At 64.4% G+C, this 15386-nt stretch carries 18 protein-coding genes; 10 read left to right on the top strand and 8 right to left on the bottom strand.

The annotated features are described in order from the left end of the window. Positions 1 to 92: 92 nt before the first annotated feature. Together choX and betC are read right to left on the bottom strand one after the other, a co-directional pair. The gene (gene choX, locus AAHM40_RS20060; protein ID WP_342246208.1) at positions 93 to 1019 is read right to left on the bottom strand and encodes a choline ABC transporter substrate-binding protein; all 927 of its coding nucleotides are present in this window, start codon (positions 1017 to 1019) and stop codon (positions 93 to 95) included. A gap of 24 nt (positions 1020 to 1043) precedes the next feature. Further along, positions 1044 to 2549, bottom strand: coding sequence for a choline-sulfatase (betC, locus tag AAHM40_RS20055; protein ID WP_342246207.1), 1506 nt, complete (start codon positions 2547 to 2549; stop codon positions 1044 to 1046). A gap of 111 nt (positions 2550 to 2660) precedes the next feature. Here betC and AAHM40_RS20050 point away from each other — a divergent pair, with 111 nt between their 5' ends. Then, positions 2661 to 3614, top strand: a complete 954-nt coding sequence (locus AAHM40_RS20050) for a choline sulfate utilization transcriptional regulator (protein ID WP_342246206.1) — start codon at positions 2661 to 2663, stop codon at positions 3612 to 3614. Further along, positions 3611 to 3979: a DOPA 4,5-dioxygenase family protein gene (locus AAHM40_RS20045; protein ID WP_342246205.1), complete on the top strand. Its 369-nt coding sequence runs from the start codon at positions 3611 to 3613 to the stop codon at positions 3977 to 3979. Before AAHM40_RS20050 ends, AAHM40_RS20045 begins: the two co-directional genes overlap by 4 nt. Before the next feature lie 34 nt (positions 3980 to 4013). Here the strand turns inward: AAHM40_RS20045 and trpA are convergent, their stop codons facing one another. Both trpA and trpB read right to left on the bottom strand, forming a co-directional pair. Continuing rightward, complete coding sequence (gene trpA / locus AAHM40_RS20040) at positions 4014 to 4823, bottom strand: tryptophan synthase subunit alpha (RefSeq protein ID WP_342246204.1); 810 nt, start codon at positions 4821 to 4823, stop codon at positions 4014 to 4016. Further along, a complete protein-coding gene (gene trpB / locus AAHM40_RS20035; protein WP_342246203.1) occupies positions 4820 to 6028 on the bottom strand; it encodes a tryptophan synthase subunit beta in 1209 nt (402 codons plus the stop codon). The genes trpA and trpB overlap by 4 nt, the downstream gene beginning before the upstream one ends. 148 nt (positions 6029 to 6176) lie before the next feature. Here trpB and AAHM40_RS20030 point away from each other — a divergent pair, with 148 nt between their 5' ends. The 4 genes from AAHM40_RS20030 to AAHM40_RS20015 all read left to right on the top strand — a co-directional run bounded on the left by AAHM40_RS20030 (position 6177) and on the right by AAHM40_RS20015 (position 8878). Continuing rightward, positions 6177 to 7067, top strand: coding sequence for a LysR family transcriptional regulator (locus tag AAHM40_RS20030; RefSeq protein WP_342246202.1), 891 nt, complete (start codon positions 6177 to 6179; stop codon positions 7065 to 7067). Positions 7068 to 7126: 59 nt separating this feature from the next. Continuing rightward, entirely contained in the window at positions 7127 to 7342 is a 216-nt protein-coding gene (locus tag AAHM40_RS20025; RefSeq protein WP_342246201.1) for a dodecin, read from the top strand. Positions 7343 to 7486: 144 nt separating this feature from the next. Next, positions 7487 to 7711, top strand: coding sequence for a DUF1161 domain-containing protein (locus tag AAHM40_RS20020; RefSeq protein WP_342246200.1), 225 nt, complete (start codon positions 7487 to 7489; stop codon positions 7709 to 7711). 168 nt (positions 7712 to 7879) lie between these two features. Further along, positions 7880 to 8878 carry an LLM class flavin-dependent oxidoreductase gene (locus AAHM40_RS20015; protein ID WP_342246199.1) on the top strand — a complete coding sequence of 333 codons (999 nt, stop codon included), beginning with the start codon at positions 7880 to 7882 and terminating at the stop codon, positions 8876 to 8878. Between the two features lie 6 nt (positions 8879 to 8884). On the opposite strand, the gene AAHM40_RS20010 is transcribed toward AAHM40_RS20015, so the two are convergent. Together AAHM40_RS20010 and AAHM40_RS20005 are read right to left on the bottom strand one after the other, a co-directional pair. Further along, positions 8885 to 9310, bottom strand: coding sequence for a PA0061/PA0062 family lipoprotein (locus AAHM40_RS20010; protein ID WP_342246198.1), 426 nt, complete (start codon positions 9308 to 9310; stop codon positions 8885 to 8887). A gap of 53 nt (positions 9311 to 9363) precedes the next feature. Next, positions 9364 to 9780, bottom strand: coding sequence for a PA0061/PA0062 family lipoprotein (locus tag AAHM40_RS20005; protein ID WP_342246197.1), 417 nt, complete (start codon positions 9778 to 9780; stop codon positions 9364 to 9366). Between the two features lie 52 nt (positions 9781 to 9832). Between AAHM40_RS20005 and AAHM40_RS20000 the strand changes: the two genes are divergently transcribed. Both AAHM40_RS20000 and AAHM40_RS19995 read left to right on the top strand, forming a co-directional pair. Continuing rightward, entirely contained in the window at positions 9833 to 10909 is a 1077-nt protein-coding gene (locus AAHM40_RS20000; RefSeq protein WP_342246196.1) for an aminopeptidase, read from the top strand. A 58-nt stretch (positions 10910 to 10967) separates the two neighbouring features. Next, the gene (locus AAHM40_RS19995) at positions 10968 to 11201 is read left to right on the top strand and encodes a DUF1161 domain-containing protein (protein ID WP_342246195.1); all 234 of its coding nucleotides are present in this window, start codon (positions 10968 to 10970) and stop codon (positions 11199 to 11201) included. 548 nt (positions 11202 to 11749) lie between these two features. Here AAHM40_RS19995 and AAHM40_RS19990 read toward each other — a convergent pair. Together AAHM40_RS19990 and AAHM40_RS19985 are read right to left on the bottom strand one after the other, a co-directional pair. Then, positions 11750 to 12394 carry an HAD family hydrolase gene (locus tag AAHM40_RS19990; protein ID WP_342246194.1) on the bottom strand — a complete coding sequence of 215 codons (645 nt, stop codon included), beginning with the start codon at positions 12392 to 12394 and terminating at the stop codon, positions 11750 to 11752. Between the two features lie 4 nt (positions 12395 to 12398). After that, on the bottom strand, positions 12399 to 12944 hold the full coding sequence (locus AAHM40_RS19985) for a gamma carbonic anhydrase family protein (protein ID WP_342246193.1): 546 nt from the start codon (positions 12942 to 12944) through the stop codon (positions 12399 to 12401). A gap of 112 nt (positions 12945 to 13056) precedes the next feature. Between AAHM40_RS19985 and prlC the strand changes: the two genes are divergently transcribed. Next, complete coding sequence (gene prlC, locus AAHM40_RS19980) at positions 13057 to 15105, top strand: oligopeptidase A (RefSeq protein ID WP_342246192.1); 2049 nt, start codon at positions 13057 to 13059, stop codon at positions 15103 to 15105. Continuing rightward, complete coding sequence (locus tag AAHM40_RS19975; protein WP_342246191.1) at positions 15102 to 15368, top strand: YheV family putative zinc ribbon protein; 267 nt, start codon at positions 15102 to 15104, stop codon at positions 15366 to 15368. Before prlC ends, AAHM40_RS19975 begins: the two co-directional genes overlap by 4 nt. The last annotated feature ends 18 nt before the right edge of the window (positions 15369 to 15386 follow it).

Below are 15386 nucleotides of genomic sequence, written 5' to 3'. Positions count from 1 at the left end.
TGGCAAGCCAGCTCCTACGGGCAATACAGCTGCCTGCAACACGCAATGCAGACATAGCCAATGAATTCGCCCCTACAGCGTCAGTTCGTCGTTCAGAGCTTTGCCTTCACTGCTGCCAACCCATCGCTACCATCGCGGGTGGTGACGCCCTGCAGCCAGCCGTCAATTACCGCCGGGTTGGCCTTGAGCCAGGTCTTGATGGCCGCGTCGTTGTCGGCGTTGCTGTTGAGCACCTGATCCATGATGGCGTTCTCCATCTCCTGGGTGAACTGCAAATTGGCCAGAAGCCTGCCCACGTTCGGACACTGGGCGGTGAAGCCCTTGCGCGCCAGGGTGTTCACACTGCCGCTCTCGCCGAAGTACTTCTCACCGCCCTTGAGGTAGGCCATGTCGTACTGCACGTTCATCGGGTGTGGTGTCCAGCCGAGAAACACCACGAATTGCTCACGCTTTACCGCCCGGCCTACCTGCACCAGCATTGCCTGCTCGCTGGACTCCACCAGCTTCCAGTCGCCCAGGCCGAACTCATCGTTGGCGATCATCTGCCGGATCGATTCGTTGGCAGGTGAGCCAGAGGCGATGCCGTAGAGCTTGCGGTCGAACTTGTCGGCGAACTTGTCCAGGTCGGCAAAAGTTTTCACGCCCGCATCAAAGGCATAACGTGGAACGGCCAGGGTGTACTCGGTGCCGGAGAGGTTCTGCGCCACTTTGTCGACGCTGCCAGCGGCGACGAACTTGTCGTAGTTGCTCTGTTGGGCGGGCATCCAGTTGCCGAGGAAGGCGTCGATCTGCCCCTTGTGCAGGCCGGCGAAGATGATCGGCACCGCCAGTGTCGAGGTTTCGGTGCGATAGCCCAGGCCGTCGAGGAGGAAGCGCGCCACGCCATTGGTCACGGCGATATCGCTCCAGCCTGGATCGCCGAACTTCACCGTGGCGCAACTGGCGTCCTCCGCCTGGACGTTGAACGTCAGACCGGCCAGCAGTACGCCGCCGGCAAGCACCGCATTGATCGTCTTCATGCCTTCGTTCCTCGCAAGAGTGGGTCAGGGTTGGGGGAAACGCGCGCGGCGTTCCAGGTCGTCCAGGTCGATGTGGTTGCGCATGTACTGCTGGCTGGCGTCGACGAAGGGCTGGTGGTCCCAGCTTTTCAGCTTGCCATGGGTCAGGGCTTCGGCGACGAAGCGGCGTCGGCGCTGGCTGGCCAGGGTCGCCTCGGCGATGGCTGCCAGGTCCCAGCGTGCCCTGGCCTCGTCGAGGAAGGCCGCCAGCAGCGTCTGATGATCCGCTGAGGTGGCCAGGTTCTCCAGCTCCTGCGGGTCGTTGGCGAGGTCGAAGAGCAGGCAGGGGTCTTCTTCGGAAAGGATGAACTTGTACTGGCCGCGGCGGATCATCATCAGCGGGCTCGTGGTGCCTTCGGCCATGTACTCGCCCAGCACTTCGTCGTGCCCGCCCCGGCCCTGAAGGTGGGACAGCAGCGAGCGGCCATCCAGTGGCAGGCTGTCGTCGAGTTCACCGCCGGCCAGTTCTACCAGGGTGGGCAGCAGGTCGACCGTGGAGACGGACTCGCTCACCCGTCGCGCCTGGAAGCGGCTGGGGGCGTGGACCAGCAGCGGCACGCGTGCCGCCATCTCGAACCAGTGCATCTTGTACCAGAGGCCGCGCTCGCCAAGCATGTCGCCGTGGTCGCCGGAGAAGACGACGATGGTGTCCTCGGCCAGCTGGCACTCGCTCAGGGTCTTCAGCAATGCACCGATCTGGTCGTCCACGTAGCTGCAGGCACCGAAGTAAGCACGGCGTGCATCACGGATTTTCGCCTCCGGCAGCGGCTTGCCCCAGAGGTCGATGACCTTGAGCAGGCGCTGGCTGTGCGGGTCCTGCTCGGCATCGGCGAACTGCACGCGCGGCAACGGGATGTCAGCGTCGTGGTAGCGGTCCCAATACTCGGCCGGGATGGTGTAAGGGTCGTGGGGATGGGTCAGCGAGACGGTCAGGCAGAAGGGCTGCCCGGCACGCTCGCGAACATGGTCGTAGAGGTACTGGCGCGCCTTGAACACCACCTCGTCGTCGAAATCCAGCTGGTTGGTGCGCACGCAGGGGCCGGCTTGCAGCACGGAGGACATGTTGTGGTACCAGCTCGGGCGAACGTCCGGTTCGTCCCAGTTCACGGCCCAGCCGTAGTCGGCAGGGTAGATGTCGCTGGTCAGGCGCTCCTCGTAGCCGTGCAACTGGTCCGGGCCACAGAAATGCATCTTGCCTGACAGTGCCGTGCGATAGCCCAGCCGGCGCAGGTAGTGGGCGTAAGTGGGCACGTCGGCAGGGAAGTCGGCCGCGTTGTCGTAGGCGCCGATCTTCGACGGCAACTGGCCACTGACCAGGGTAAAGCGCGAGGGTGCACACAGCGGGCTGTTGCAGTAGGCCGAGTCGAACACCACGCCTTCCGCAGCGAGGCGCGACAGGTTCGGCATCTTGATGGGCGAAGGGGCGTAGAAGGGCAGCATTGGCGCCGCCATCTGATCGGCCATGATGAAGAGGATGTTGGGATGTTTCATCGTTCGCTTATCCATACCGTCGAATTATGCGAAAGTGCTGGAGGCGATAATTGCGTCAGCGATCCAACTGGTAAACCGCACAGCGGAACATGACTCGGATAAGAAAACGTTATGTCAGAGCTTCACTCTGAACTGTCCCTGGACCTGCTGCGGGTGTTCGAGTCCGCTGCCCGCCATCTCAGCTTCACCGCTGCCGCCGTTGAGCTGGGCACTACGCAACCTGCGGTGAGCCAGCAGATCCAGCGTCTGGAAAAGCAGTTGGCGACCCGCCTGTTCGACCGCGTCTACCGAGGCATCGAACTCACTGACGCTGGCCGTCTGTTGTTCCTGCATGTGCAGGAGGGCCTGCAGAGCATCAATGCCGGACTCGACGCCATCGGCTCGCGACCGCAGCACGAGGTACTGCAGGTGGCCACTGACTTCGCCTTCGCCGCCTACTGGCTGATGCCGCGCCTGCACCGCTTCCACGAGGCCAACCCGGAAATCGACGTCAGCATCGTCACCAGTGACCGCACCATGAACATGCTGCGTTCGGAAGTCGACATCGCCATTGCCTTTGGCGACGGCCGCTTCAAGCACGGCGAGGCGTTGCTGTTGTTCCGCGAGGAGGTCTTCCCCATCGCCAGCCCGCGCCTGCTGGCAGGGCGTGACCAGCCGCTGCCGGTGGCGGCCCTGGCCGAGTTGCCGCTGCTGCACCTGAAGCCCGAAGTGCGTACCCGTTGGTTCGACTGGAATGCGCTGTTTCGCGAACTCGGAATCGCCCAGCCACCGGGCTCGGGAATGCTGCGCTTCGACAACTACACCCTGCTGATCCAGGCCGCCATCGCCGGCCAGGGCGTGGCCATCGGCTGGCGCTATCTGGTGGACGACCTGCTCGATCAGGGCCTTCTGGCGCGCGTGCTTGACACCAGCGTCAGCTCGGAATTCGGTTATTACCTGGTCCAGCCTGAGCGCAAGCGCCGCGCACGGCTGATGAAGTGTTTCGTCGACTGGTTGCAGCTGGAACTGGGTGACGAAGCCCGCCAGGCCCAGCTCATCAGGCATCGGGAAGGAATCGCCATATGACCCAGACACTCTCCCCACGGATCAAGGGTTTCCACGCCCATGTCTACTTCGATGCCGACAGCCTCGACCAGGCTCGCGCGCTCTGCGAGGAGGCCGCCCGGCGCTTTCCGTTGAAGATGGGCCGCGTCCACGAAAAGCCCGTTGGCCCGCATCCCGACTGGAGCTGCCAGCTGGCGTTCAAGCCTGAGTTGTTCGGCGAGGTGATCCCCTGGCTGGCGCTGCACCGCGACGGCCTCACCGTGCTGGTGCACCCCATTACCGGCAGCGACCTGCGCGACCACCGCGACTACCCGATGTGGATGGGCGCGGTGCGGCCGCTGGACTTGTCGGGCCTCGAGGACGGCGCGATCGAGTACGACCTCTGATCGCGGTGGGCTGAAGCCCACCCTACAACATGGATCAGGCGCGGGCGCCGCGTACGCCTTCGGCGAGGGTCTTGCAGAGGCTGAGGACGCCGTTCACGGCTTGCTCGGGGGACTCGGCCTTGGCGATCTGATCCACCAGGGCGGAGCCCACCACTACGCCGTCGGCCAGGCGCGCGATGCTGGCGGCGTGCTCGGCGGTGCGGATGCCGAAGCCGATAGCCACCGGCAGTTGGGTGTGGCGGCGCAGGCGGGTAACCGCTTCCTGTACATGCTCCAGGGTGGCGGAGCCTGCGCCGGTCACGCCGGCCACGGAGACGTAGTAGACGAAGCCGGAACTGCCTTCTAGCACGACGGGCAGGCGCTTGTCGTCGGTGGTCGGGGTGGTCAGGCGGATGAAATCGATGCCCGCGGCCTGGGCCGGGTGGCAGAGGTCTTCGTTATGTTCCGGCGGCAGGTCGACCACGATCAGCCCATCCACGCCGGCTTCCTTGGCATCGCTGATGAAACGGTCCACGCCGTAGTAGTGGATGGGGTTGAAGTAGCCCATCAGCACCAGCGGGGTGGTTTGGTTGCTAGTGCGGAATTCGCGAACCATTTGCAGGGTCTTGACCAAGTCCTGCTTGGCGCCCAGGGCGCGGATATTCGCCAGCTGGATGGACGGGCCGTCGGCCATTGGGTCGGTGAAGGGCATGCCCAATTCGATGACGTCGGCGCCGGCTTCCGGCAGGCCCTTGAGGATGGCCAGGGAGGCGTCGTAGCCCGGGTCGCCGGCGGTGACGAAGGTCACCAGGGCAGCGCGGTTCTGTTCCTTCAGTTCGGCAAAGCGGGTCTGCAGGCGGCTCATGCTTTCTGCTCCTGTTGCATGTGGTGCATAACGGTTTGCATGTCCTTGTCGCCACGGCCGGAGAGGTTCACCACCATGATGTGGTCCTTCGGCAGGTTCGGTGCGCGCTTGAACACCTCAGCCAGGGCGTGGGAACTCTCCAGGGCTGGGATGATGCCTTCGAGGCGGCAGCATTGGTGGAAGGCTTCCAGGGCCTCGTGGTCGGTGATCGAGGTGTACTCGACGCGGCCGATGTCATGCAGCCAGGCGTGTTCCGGGCCGATGCCGGGGTAGTCGAGGCCGGCGGAGATGGAGTGGGCGTCGATGATCTGGCCGTCCTCGTCCTGCAGCAGGAAGGTGCGGTTGCCGTGCAGCACGCCTGGGACGCCGCCATTCAGGCTGGCGGCATGCTTGCCGGTCTCGATGCCGTGGCCGGCGGCCTCGACGCCGATGATCGCGACGCTCTTATCATCGAGGAAGGGATGGAACAGGCCCATGGCGTTCGAGCCGCCGCCGATGCAGGCGACCAGCGAATCGGGCAGGCGGCCTTCCTTCTCGGCCAATTGCTCGCGGGTTTCCTTGCCGATCACGGCCTGGAAGTCGCGGACCATCGCCGGATAAGGGTGCGGACCGGCCACGGTGCCGATCAGGTAGAAGGTGCTGTCGACGTTAGTCACCCAGTCGCGCAGCGCTTCGTTCATCGCGTCCTTCAGGGTGCCGGTGCCGGCGGTCACCGGGATCACTTCGGCGCCGAGCAGCTTCATGCGGAAGACGTTGGCCTGCTGGCGGTCGATGTCAGTGGTGCCCATGTAGATCACGCACTGCAGGCCGAAGCGGGCGGCCACGGTGGCGGTGGCCACGCCGTGCATGCCGGCGCCGGTCTCGGCAATGATGCGTTTCTTGCCCATGCGCCGGGCCAGGAGAATCTGGCCGATGCAGTTGTTGATCTTGTGCGCGCCGGTGTGGTTCAGCTCTTCGCGCTTGAGGTAGATCTTCGCGCCGCCGCAGTGTTCGGTCAGGCGTTCGGCGAAGTACAGCGGGCTCGGGCGGCCGACGTAGTCGCGCTGGAAGTAGGCCAGCTCTTTCTGGAATTCCGGATCGTCCTTGGCCTTTTCGTATTCGCGGGCCAGGTCGTGGATCAGCGGCATCAGGGTCTCGGCGACATACTGGCCGCCGAAGGCGCCGAACAGGCCCTTGGCGTCAGGGCCGGTGCGCAATGAGGTCATGGTGTGCTCCTGCTCTTGCTCCCCTCTCCCTCCGGGAGAGGGGCCGGGGGTGAGGGAGAAATGGGTGATGGCAGCCATTCTACCGCTGGCTGGCCCGCGGAAAAGCGATTAGATTGCTTTGACCTGTCAGCAAAACTCACGGATTACCATGAGCCGAGACCTGCCTCCCCTCAACGCCCTGCGCGCCTTCGAAGCGGCGGCCCGTCTGCAGAGTATCAGTCGTGCGGCCGACGAGCTGCACGTTACCCATGGCGCCGTGAGCCGCCAGGTGCGGTTGCTTGAGGAGGAATTGGGCGTCGCCTTGTTCAGCAAGGACGGCCGTGGCGTAAAACTCACGGATGCCGGCCAGCGCCTGCGAGATGCCAGCGGCGATGCCTTCGAGCGCCTGCGCGGTGTCTGCGCCGATCTGCAGAGGCGCAGCGAGGATGCGCCCTTCGTCCTCGGCTGCCCGGGCAGTCTGTTGGCGCGCTGGTTCATCCCGCGCCTGGACCGACTCAACCGCGAGCTTCCGGAACTACGTCTGCAGCTCTCGGCCAGCGAGGGCGAACTGGACCCGCGCCGTCCTGGCGTCGACGCCACCCTCTGCTTCGCCGAGCCACCCTGGCCGGCGGACATGCGGGTGTTCGAGCTGGCGGCGGAGTCCATCGGCCCAGTGCTGAGCCCGCGCTACGCCCAGCACGATGCCCTGGTCTGCGCCGCACCGGCGGCATTGTTGGAGGAGCCCCTGCTACACACCGTATCGCGGCCCCAGGCCTGGCCCCAGTGGGCGGTGGCGCAGGGGCTGGCGACCGAGCGACTGCGCCTGGGCCAGGGTTTCGAGCATCTCTACTTCCTGCTGGAAGCGGCGGTAGCCGGTCTCGGGGTGGCCATCGCCCCGCAGCAACTGGTCGCCGACGAACTGGCGTCCGGCCGCCTGGTGGCGCCCTGGGGCTTCGTCGAGACGCCGGCACGCCTTTCGCTTTGGGTGCAGGCGAGGCAGCTGGATCGCCGCGCAGAGCGCCTGGCCAATTGGTTGCGTGAGGAGCTGACGGGCCGATAGCGGCATTCTTGGCTAGCCTTGCTGGGGAACCCACCCGTGCCTGCCACAGGAGATACGCCATGTCTGATCACCACACCTACAAGAAGATCGAGATTGTCGGTTCCTCACGCACCAGCATCGATGAGGCGATCAACAATGCCCTCACCGAAGCGGCGAGGACGATTCGTAACCTGGAATGGTTCGAGGTGGTGGAAACCCGAGGACATATCGAGAATGGTCGGGTCGGCCATTACCAGGTGACCCTGAAAGTCGGCTTCCGGATCAGCGACAGCTGACACCCATCCGGGCGAGCGAGGTGACGCACATCCCCCGCTCCTGAATTCGGTTAGGCTCTGACCGTCCGCCCCTGGCCTTGCTGGATCCAGGCGGGAGCGGATGGCTCATGCGAGTCCATCATCCACTACGAGGGAGCGTCATCCATGAAGAAATTGCTGTTGGGCCTTGGCCTGTTTGCCCTGGCCGGTTCGACCTTCGCCGCCGTGAAACCCTGCGAGGAGCTCAAGGCGGAGATCGACGCCAAGCTCAAGGCCAAGGGCGTTGTCTCCTACAGCTTGGAAGTCGTCGACAAGGGCAGCGCCGCCGGCAAGCAGGTGGTGGGCACGTGCGAGGGTGGCAGCAAGGAGATCGTCTACCAGCGCAATTGATCGCGTCGCGGTTCCGGGGCCGGCATCCCCTTCCGGCCCAATCCTTACCTTCTGGTGCCCTGGTTACCGAAAAGTGCCTTCTAGCGGCCTTGGACGCCAATCCCTAGAGTAAGACCTACTGATTCACTCGGATAAGGTTCCGGCCTATCCCCTGCCAAGGTCTTGCCCATGTCTGCCCTGTCCAATCTGCCCCTTTCTGTCCTCGATCTGGCGCCCGTCCGTGACCACGGCGGTGCCACCCAGGCCCTGCACAACTCCCTGGCGCTGGCTCGCCATGTCGAACACCTGGGCTTCTCGCGCTTCTGGGTGGCCGAGCACCACAACATGGATGGCATCGCCAGTTCCGCCACCGCCGTGTTGCTCGCCTACCTCGCCGGCGGTACCTCCCGCATCCGCCTGGGCTCTGGCGGCATCATGCTGCCCAACCACGCGCCGCTGGTGGTCGCCGAGCAGTTCGGCACGCTCGCCAGCCTCTACCCGGGGCGAATCGAACTGGGGCTGGGCCGCGCGCCGGGTGCCGACCACCTCACCGCTCGTGCGCTGCGCCGTGATCGTCTGGGTAGCGCCGACGACTTCCCGCAGGATGTCGAAGAACTGGAAATGCTCCTTGGTCCACGCCAGCCGGATCAGAAGGTGATTGCCATGCCGGGGGCGGATACCAATGTGCCCATCTGGCTGCTCGGCTCCAGCCTGTTCAGTGCACAACTCGCCGGGCAGAAGGGGCTGCCGTATGCCTTCGCCTCGCACTTCGCGCCGCGCTACATGCACGAGGCGATTCGTGTCTATCGCAACCACTTCCGCCCCTCGGCGATGCTCGATAAACCCTATGTGATGCTCGGCGTGCCCCTGGTGGCGGCACCCTCGGACGAAGAGGCGGAGTTCCTCGCCACTACGGTGTATCAGCGGGTACTTGCGCTGATTCGTGGCGAAAGCCTGGTGCTGCGCCCACCTGTTGAAAGCATGGCCGGTCGCTGGCTGCCCCATGAGAAGGATGCCGTGGGCAGCTTCCTGGCCATGGCCATGGTGGGCGGGCCGGAGAAGATTCGCGCGCGTCTGCAGGTGCTGCTGGACCAGACCGATGCCGATGAGCTGATCTTCACCTGCGATCTCTACCAGCACGAACATCGGCTGCGGGCGTTCGACATCCTCGCCAGCCTGCGGGACTAAGCGGGATCAGAAGGGGCCGCAGCGCGGGAAGATCTCGTGCCTGGCGAGCACTTCGCGGTTCTCGCCATAGAGCCAGGCCATCGGCTGGTTGGCGGCGTTGCGCGCTTCCACGCGGTAGCGCTTGCCCGCCTCGAAACCGTCATAGCGCAGAATCATATAGCACGTGATGCGGCTGGGCTCGGCATTCATGCCAAAGCCTCCGCCCGCGCCGCCAACCTCGAACTGATAGCGCAGCTCCAGCTCATGCTTGCCGGGCAGCACCTGGTAGTAACGGCCGTCATCCCAGCGCCTGTCGTCCAGGCGGTTGGCCATGAGGGTGTCGCTGGGGTCGGGCACGATATCGATCCAGGCCATTCGCGGATCGGGTTCAGGCAGCTGGCTTGCACAGGCGGCGAGGCTGGCCAGCAGCGTCAGGGCGAACAGCGTGCGCATGGCGAGTCTCCTTGAGGGGCGGATGATCCCAGAATACCTCCTTGTCGGAGAATTCAGACATCGCCGCAGCGACTTTCGCGAGCTTTGGCGACCTCCTTGTTCTGTTCGTCATACAGCCGCGCCCAGGGACGGAAACCGATGCCGCCGGCTTCCAGTTGGTAGCGCTCGCCTGCGGCGAAATCCGCGTAGGCCAGCTTGAGCAGGCAGGTGCGCCGGTAGCTCGGACTCTCCTGGCCGATATCGTGTCCGCCGACCTCGAACTCCAGGCGAACCTCCAGTTCATGCCGCCCCGGCGTGACCTGAAAGTAGCGCGGATCGGCCAGGGTCTTGTCGTCTACCCGGTTGGCTTGCACCCGTTGGCCTTCCTGCTTGCGCAAGGAAATCCACGCTTGGTCCGGGTCGGGGCTGGGCATCAGCAGGGCGCAGCCACCAAGGCTGAGCAGCGGCAGGGAAAGCAGCAGAAGGCGCATGCAGGACTCCGTTCAATGGCAGTAGGTGGTTCCAATGCGCTAGTGTCGCGGCATGCCGACCACCTTTCTTATCGAATTGCTTGACCGCATTCGCCGACCTTGGGTTCCCCTGTTGGGCGCCTGGCTGCTGAGCGGTTGTTCCAGCCTGGATTACTACAGCCAACTGGCCCGTGGGCAGATGGTGCTTTTGTACGCCCGTCAGCCGGTGCAGAACCTGATCGATGATCCGGCCCAGCCGCCGCAACTGCGCCAGCGCCTTTCCCTTGCCCAGCAAGCGCGGACCTTCGCCAGCGTGGCACTGGGGCTGCCGGACAACGGCAGCTACCGGGTCTACGCCGATATCCAGCGTCCCTTTGTGGTCTGGAACCTGTTCGCCACGCCGGAGTTCTCCCTGCAACCGGAGACGCACTGCTTCCCCATCGCGGGCTGCGTCGCCTATCGCGGTTACTACCAGTTGGGCCGTGCCCGTGGCGCTGCGGCGCTACTCAGGCAGCAGGGGTTGGACACCTGGGTCGGGGGCGTCGAGGCCTATTCCACCCTTGGTTGGTTCGATGACCCGCTGCTTAACACCATGCTGCGTTGGGACGACGACCGCCTCGTCGCGCTGATCTTCCACGAGCTGGCCCACCAGCGGCTTTACGTGCCGGGGGATACCGCTTTCAACGAATCTTTCGCCAGCTTCGTCGAGCGTGAAGGTCTGAACCAATGGCGCACAAGCCGTGGCCTGTCGAGCCAAGGCGATGACGTCTCTGAGCGCCGGGACGCCCTCACTCGCCTGGTGCTGGATACCCGCGAGCGCCTGACGCGCCTTTACGCCAGCGGCCTGCCCCCCGAGCGGATGCGTCAGGCCAAGGCCGAGACTTTCGAGCGTATGCGTCGCGACTACCGTGCGCTGCGTGACCGCGAGTGGGACGGCTACAACCGCTACGACGCATGGGTGGAGGGTCCAATGAACAACGCAAAGCTGCTGCCCTTTGGTCTTTATGACCAGTGGGTGCCAGCCTTTGCCGCGTTGTTCCAGGAAGTGGGCGGGGACTGGCCGGCTTTCTACCAGCGGGCTCGTGAGCTGGGTGAGCTACCGCTGCAGGCACGTACGAAGGCACTGGAAAGCCTGGTGGCAAACCGCTAGAACTTGCCAGGCTGGCTGCCAGTCAAACGGCCAGGACACCACGGAAATGGAGCAGGTGATGAAGACAGTTGCTGTAGTCCTGATGCTGAGTGCGCTGGCAGGCACCGCCCTGGCGGCACCCAAGCCCTGCGAGGAGCTGAAGCAGGAGATCGAAGTGAAGATCCAGGCCGCCGGGGTGACCAGCTACACCCTGGAGATAGTCCCCAACGCCGAAGTGAAGGACCAGAATATGGTGGTCGGGACCTGCGAGAACGGCACCAAGAAGATCATTTACCAGCGCAATGGGGATTGATGCCGACCCTGGGCTGGCCCTGTAGGGGCGAACTCATTCGCCAAGCAGACTGACGGTCTGCCCTGCTGATTCATTGGGGGCGCTTCGCGCCCCATGGCGAATGAATTGGCTATGTCTGCATTAAGTGTTGCTAGAACGTCCTGAGCCAGGCTGCTTGCCGAGTTCTGCGGATATTTCTGGTTTCGTCCTCCCGGACGAGTCCCTTTCTCAAACGCCAGAAAGGAACCAAAGGGCTTGCCCCTGCATCCGGCCCCGGCTTCGCCGGGGTTCCCTCCCTCCATCGTTGCTACGGGGGCACGGCGCGAGTCCCCCCTCGCCCTCTGGGGTGAAGAGGCACGCTTTCCGAAGCATTGCTTCCGGTGGCGATGAACGCATGAGCGCGAAGCGATCAGGCCGGGGCGCAGGGCGAGGCCGGGGGTGAGGGTTGTGTCAGGCTGGCGCAGAAGCCTCGAAGGCCTGCACTAGAGCGCTGTACTCAACGTCGCAACAGCTAACGCAGACATAGCCAATGAATTCGCCCCCACAAGTCATTGATCCAACTGACCCTTTCAACCAAACGCCCGGCTCAGCTCATCCAGGCTGGCGAAATAGTAGGCCGGCGCCTCCCCTATCAGCTCGTCGCGGCTGCCGAAGCCATAGCCGACCCCCGCGCCATGCAGGCCATTGCGGCTGGCGCCGATCAGGTCGTGCTTGCGGTCGCCGATCATCAGCGTATCGGCGCGGTCCAGGCCTTCTTCCTCCAGCAGGTGCGCGATCAGTTCCACCTTGTTGGTGCGGGTGCCGTCCAGCTCGCTGCCGTAGATGTGTTTGAAGTGCCGGTCGAACCCGAAATGCCGGGCAATCTCGCGGGCGAACACGGTCGGCTTGCTGGTGGCGATGAACAGTGTGCGGCCCTGTTCGCGCAGGCGTCCGAGCAGCGCGTCGATGCCGTCGAACACGCGGTTCTCGTAGAGCCCGGTGACCTTGAAGCGCTCGCGGTAGTGATTCACCGCATCCCAGGCGCGTTCCTCGGTCAGGCTGTAGGTCTGCATGAAACACTGCAGCAGCGGCGGGCCGATGAAGTGCTCCAGGTTCGCCAGGTCCGGTTCGTGGATGTCGAGCTTGGCCAGCGCGTATTGCACCGAACGGGTGATGCCCTCGCGCGGATCGGTGAGGGTGCCGTCGAGGTCGAAGAGGATGTTCTGGTAATGCATCGCGTCAGACCCCGTAGCCTTCGGCAATGTGCAGGTCCTTCAGCTTCACGTAGTTCGCCGCGCTGTAGGTGAAGAAGGCCTTCTCCTTGTCGGTGAGCGGGCGGGCCTGCTTCACCGGGCTGCCGACATAGAGGTAGCCGCTCTCCAGGCGCTTGCCGGGCGGCACCAGGCTGCCGGCGCCCAGCACCACGTCGTCCTCGATCACCGCGCCGTCCATGACAATGCTGCCCATGCCGATCAGCACTCGGCTGCCGACCTTGCAGCCGTGCAGCAGCGCTTTGTGGCCGATGGTCACGTCATCGCCGATCTCCAGCGGGTAGCCGTCCGGGTTGAAGGGGCCGGCATGGGTGATGTGCAGCACGCTTCCGTCCTGCACGCTGGTACGCGCGCCGACGCGGATGCGGTGCATGTCGCCACGAATGGTCACCAGGGGCCAGACTGAACTGTCGTCACCGAGTTGCACGTCGCCGATGACCACGGCGGAAGCGTCGACGAAGACCCGCTCGCCGAGCTGCGGGGTGGTGCCCTGGTAGGTTCTGATCGGGTTCATAGCATTTCCTGAGGCTGCGTCAGCCGGCGATTGTAATTAAGATGGCTCCCATCCGGGCTATGTCTCGTCTACTCATCCAGCCCGCGTCCCTTCCTGAATACAGGTGAATGCCGTGACCCTGAGCAATCCCCTCCTGCAAGACTTCGATCTGCCGCCCTACTCCGCCATTCGTCCGGAACACGTCGAGCCTGCGGTCGACAGGATTCTCGCCGACAACCGCGCAGCAATCGCTGACCTGCTGGCGCGCCAGGACGGCACGCCGACCTGGCAGGGCCTGGTGCTGGCGCTGGACGAACTGGGCGAGCGCCTGGGCCGCGCCTGGAGCCCGGTGAGCCACCTGAATGCCGTCTGCAACAACGCCGAACTGCGCAACGCCTATGAGGCCTGCCTGCCCAAGCTGTCCGAGTACTGGACCGAAATCGGCCAGAACCGTGCGCTGTTCCAGGCCTATGAGGCCCTGGCCGCCAGTCCTGAAGCGGCCCGCTACGAGGTGGCGCAGAAGACCATCCTCGACCACGCCCTGCGTGACTTCCGCCTATCTGGTATCGACCTGCCGGCCGACAAGCAGCAGCGCTACGGCGAAATTCAGATGAAGCTGTCCGAGCTGGGCAGCCGCTTCTCCAACCAGTTGCTGGACGCCACCCAGGCCTGGACGAAGGAGATTCACGACGAAGCAGCCCTGGCCGGCCTCACCGATTCGGCCAAGGCACAGATGAAGCAGGCCGCCGAGGCCAAGGGCCTGGACGGCTGGCTGATCACCCTGGAATTCCCCAGCTACTACGCGGTAATGACTTACGCCGACGACCGTGCCCTGCGTGAAGAGGTTTACACCGCCTATTGCACCCGCGCCTCCGACCAGGGCCCAAACGCCGGGCAGAATGACAACGGCCCGGTGATGGCCGAAATCCTCGATCTGCGCCAGGAGCTGGCTCGACTCCTGGGCTTCGCGCATTTCTCCGACCTGAGCCTCGCCACCAAGATGGCCGAGTCCACCGCACAGGTGCTGGGTTTCCTCCGTGACCTGGCAAAGCGCAGCAAACCCTTCGCCGCCAAGGACCTGGAGGAGCTCAAGGCCTTTGCCGCCGAGCGCGGCGTGGCTGACCTCACGAGCTGGGACGTGGGCTACTTCAGCGAAAAGCTGCGCGAGCAGCGCTACAGCATTTCCCAGGAGATCCTGCGGGCCTACTTCCCCATCGACAAGGTGCTGTCCGGGCTTTTTGCCATCGTGCAGAAGCTCTACGGCATCGAGATCCGCGAACTGTCGGATTTCGATACCTGGCACCCTGACGTGCGCCTGTTCGAAATCAGCGAGAACGGCCAGCATGTCGGGCGCTTCTTCTTCGACCTCTACGCCCGCGCCAACAAGCGCGGCGGCGCCTGGATGGATGGCGCCCGCGACAAGCGCCGCAACGCCGGTGGCGAGCTGATCGCGCCGGTGGCCAACCTGGTGTGCAACTTCACCCCCGCCGTCGGCGACAAGCCCGCGCTGCTGACCCACGACGAAGTCACCACCCTATTCCACGAGTTCGGTCATGGCCTGCACCACCTGCTGACCCGCGTCGAACACGCCGGGGCTTCCGGCATCAACGGCGTGGCCTGGGACGCCGTGGAGCTGCCCAGCCAGTTCATGGAGAACTGGTGCTGGGAGCCAGAGGGCCTGGCCCTGATCTCCGGTCACTACCAGAGTGGTGAGCCGCTGCCCCAGGACCTGCTGGACAAAATGCTGGCGGCGAAGAACTTCCAGTCCGGCCTGATGATGGTGCGCCAGCTGGAGTTCTCCCTGTTCGACTTCGAACTGCACGCCACCCACGGCGACGGTCGCAGCGTGCTCGACGTGCTGGAAGCGATCCGCGACGAGGTGGCCGTGATGCGACCGCCGGTGTTCAACCGCTTCGCCAACAGCTTTGCGCACATCTTCGCTGGCGGTTACGCGGCCGGTTACTACAGCTACAAGTGGGCGGAAGTGCTGTCTGCCGATGCCTTCTCCCGTTTCGAGGAAGAAGGCGTGCTCAACCCGGCCACCGGCCGTGCCTTCCGCGACGCCATCCTGGCCCGTGGTGGTTCCCAGGAGCCGATGGTTCTGTTCGTGGATTTCCGCGGTCGCGAGCCGTCCATTGACGCCCTGCTGCGCCACAGTGGCCTGACGGAGGATGCAGCATGACGGCGACACCGAAACGCTTTATCGCCGGTGCCGTGTGCCCGGCGTGCAGCGAAATGGACAAGATCCAGATGTGGGACGAAGACGGTGTGCCGCACCGTGAGTGCGTGGCCTGCGGTTACGCCGACACCCTCAACGCCCAGGGTCAGTCGGTGCCGAAGGAACTTGGCACGCGGGTCAACCAGCCAAAGCCCAAGGTGGCTGATCCAAAGGTGCAGGGCGTGCAGTTCTTCCCCAATCCCAAACTGAAGAAACCCAGCGAGTGAGCTGAATGCCAAGGAGGG

It is taken from the genome of Pseudomonas sp. OTU5201, assembly GCF_038440135.1.
Classification (GTDB): Bacteria; Pseudomonadota; Gammaproteobacteria; order Pseudomonadales; family Pseudomonadaceae; genus Metapseudomonas; species Metapseudomonas resinovorans.
The sequence above is the reverse complement of the archived record's forward strand: the minus strand, read 5'-3'. Positions and strand labels throughout refer to the sequence as shown.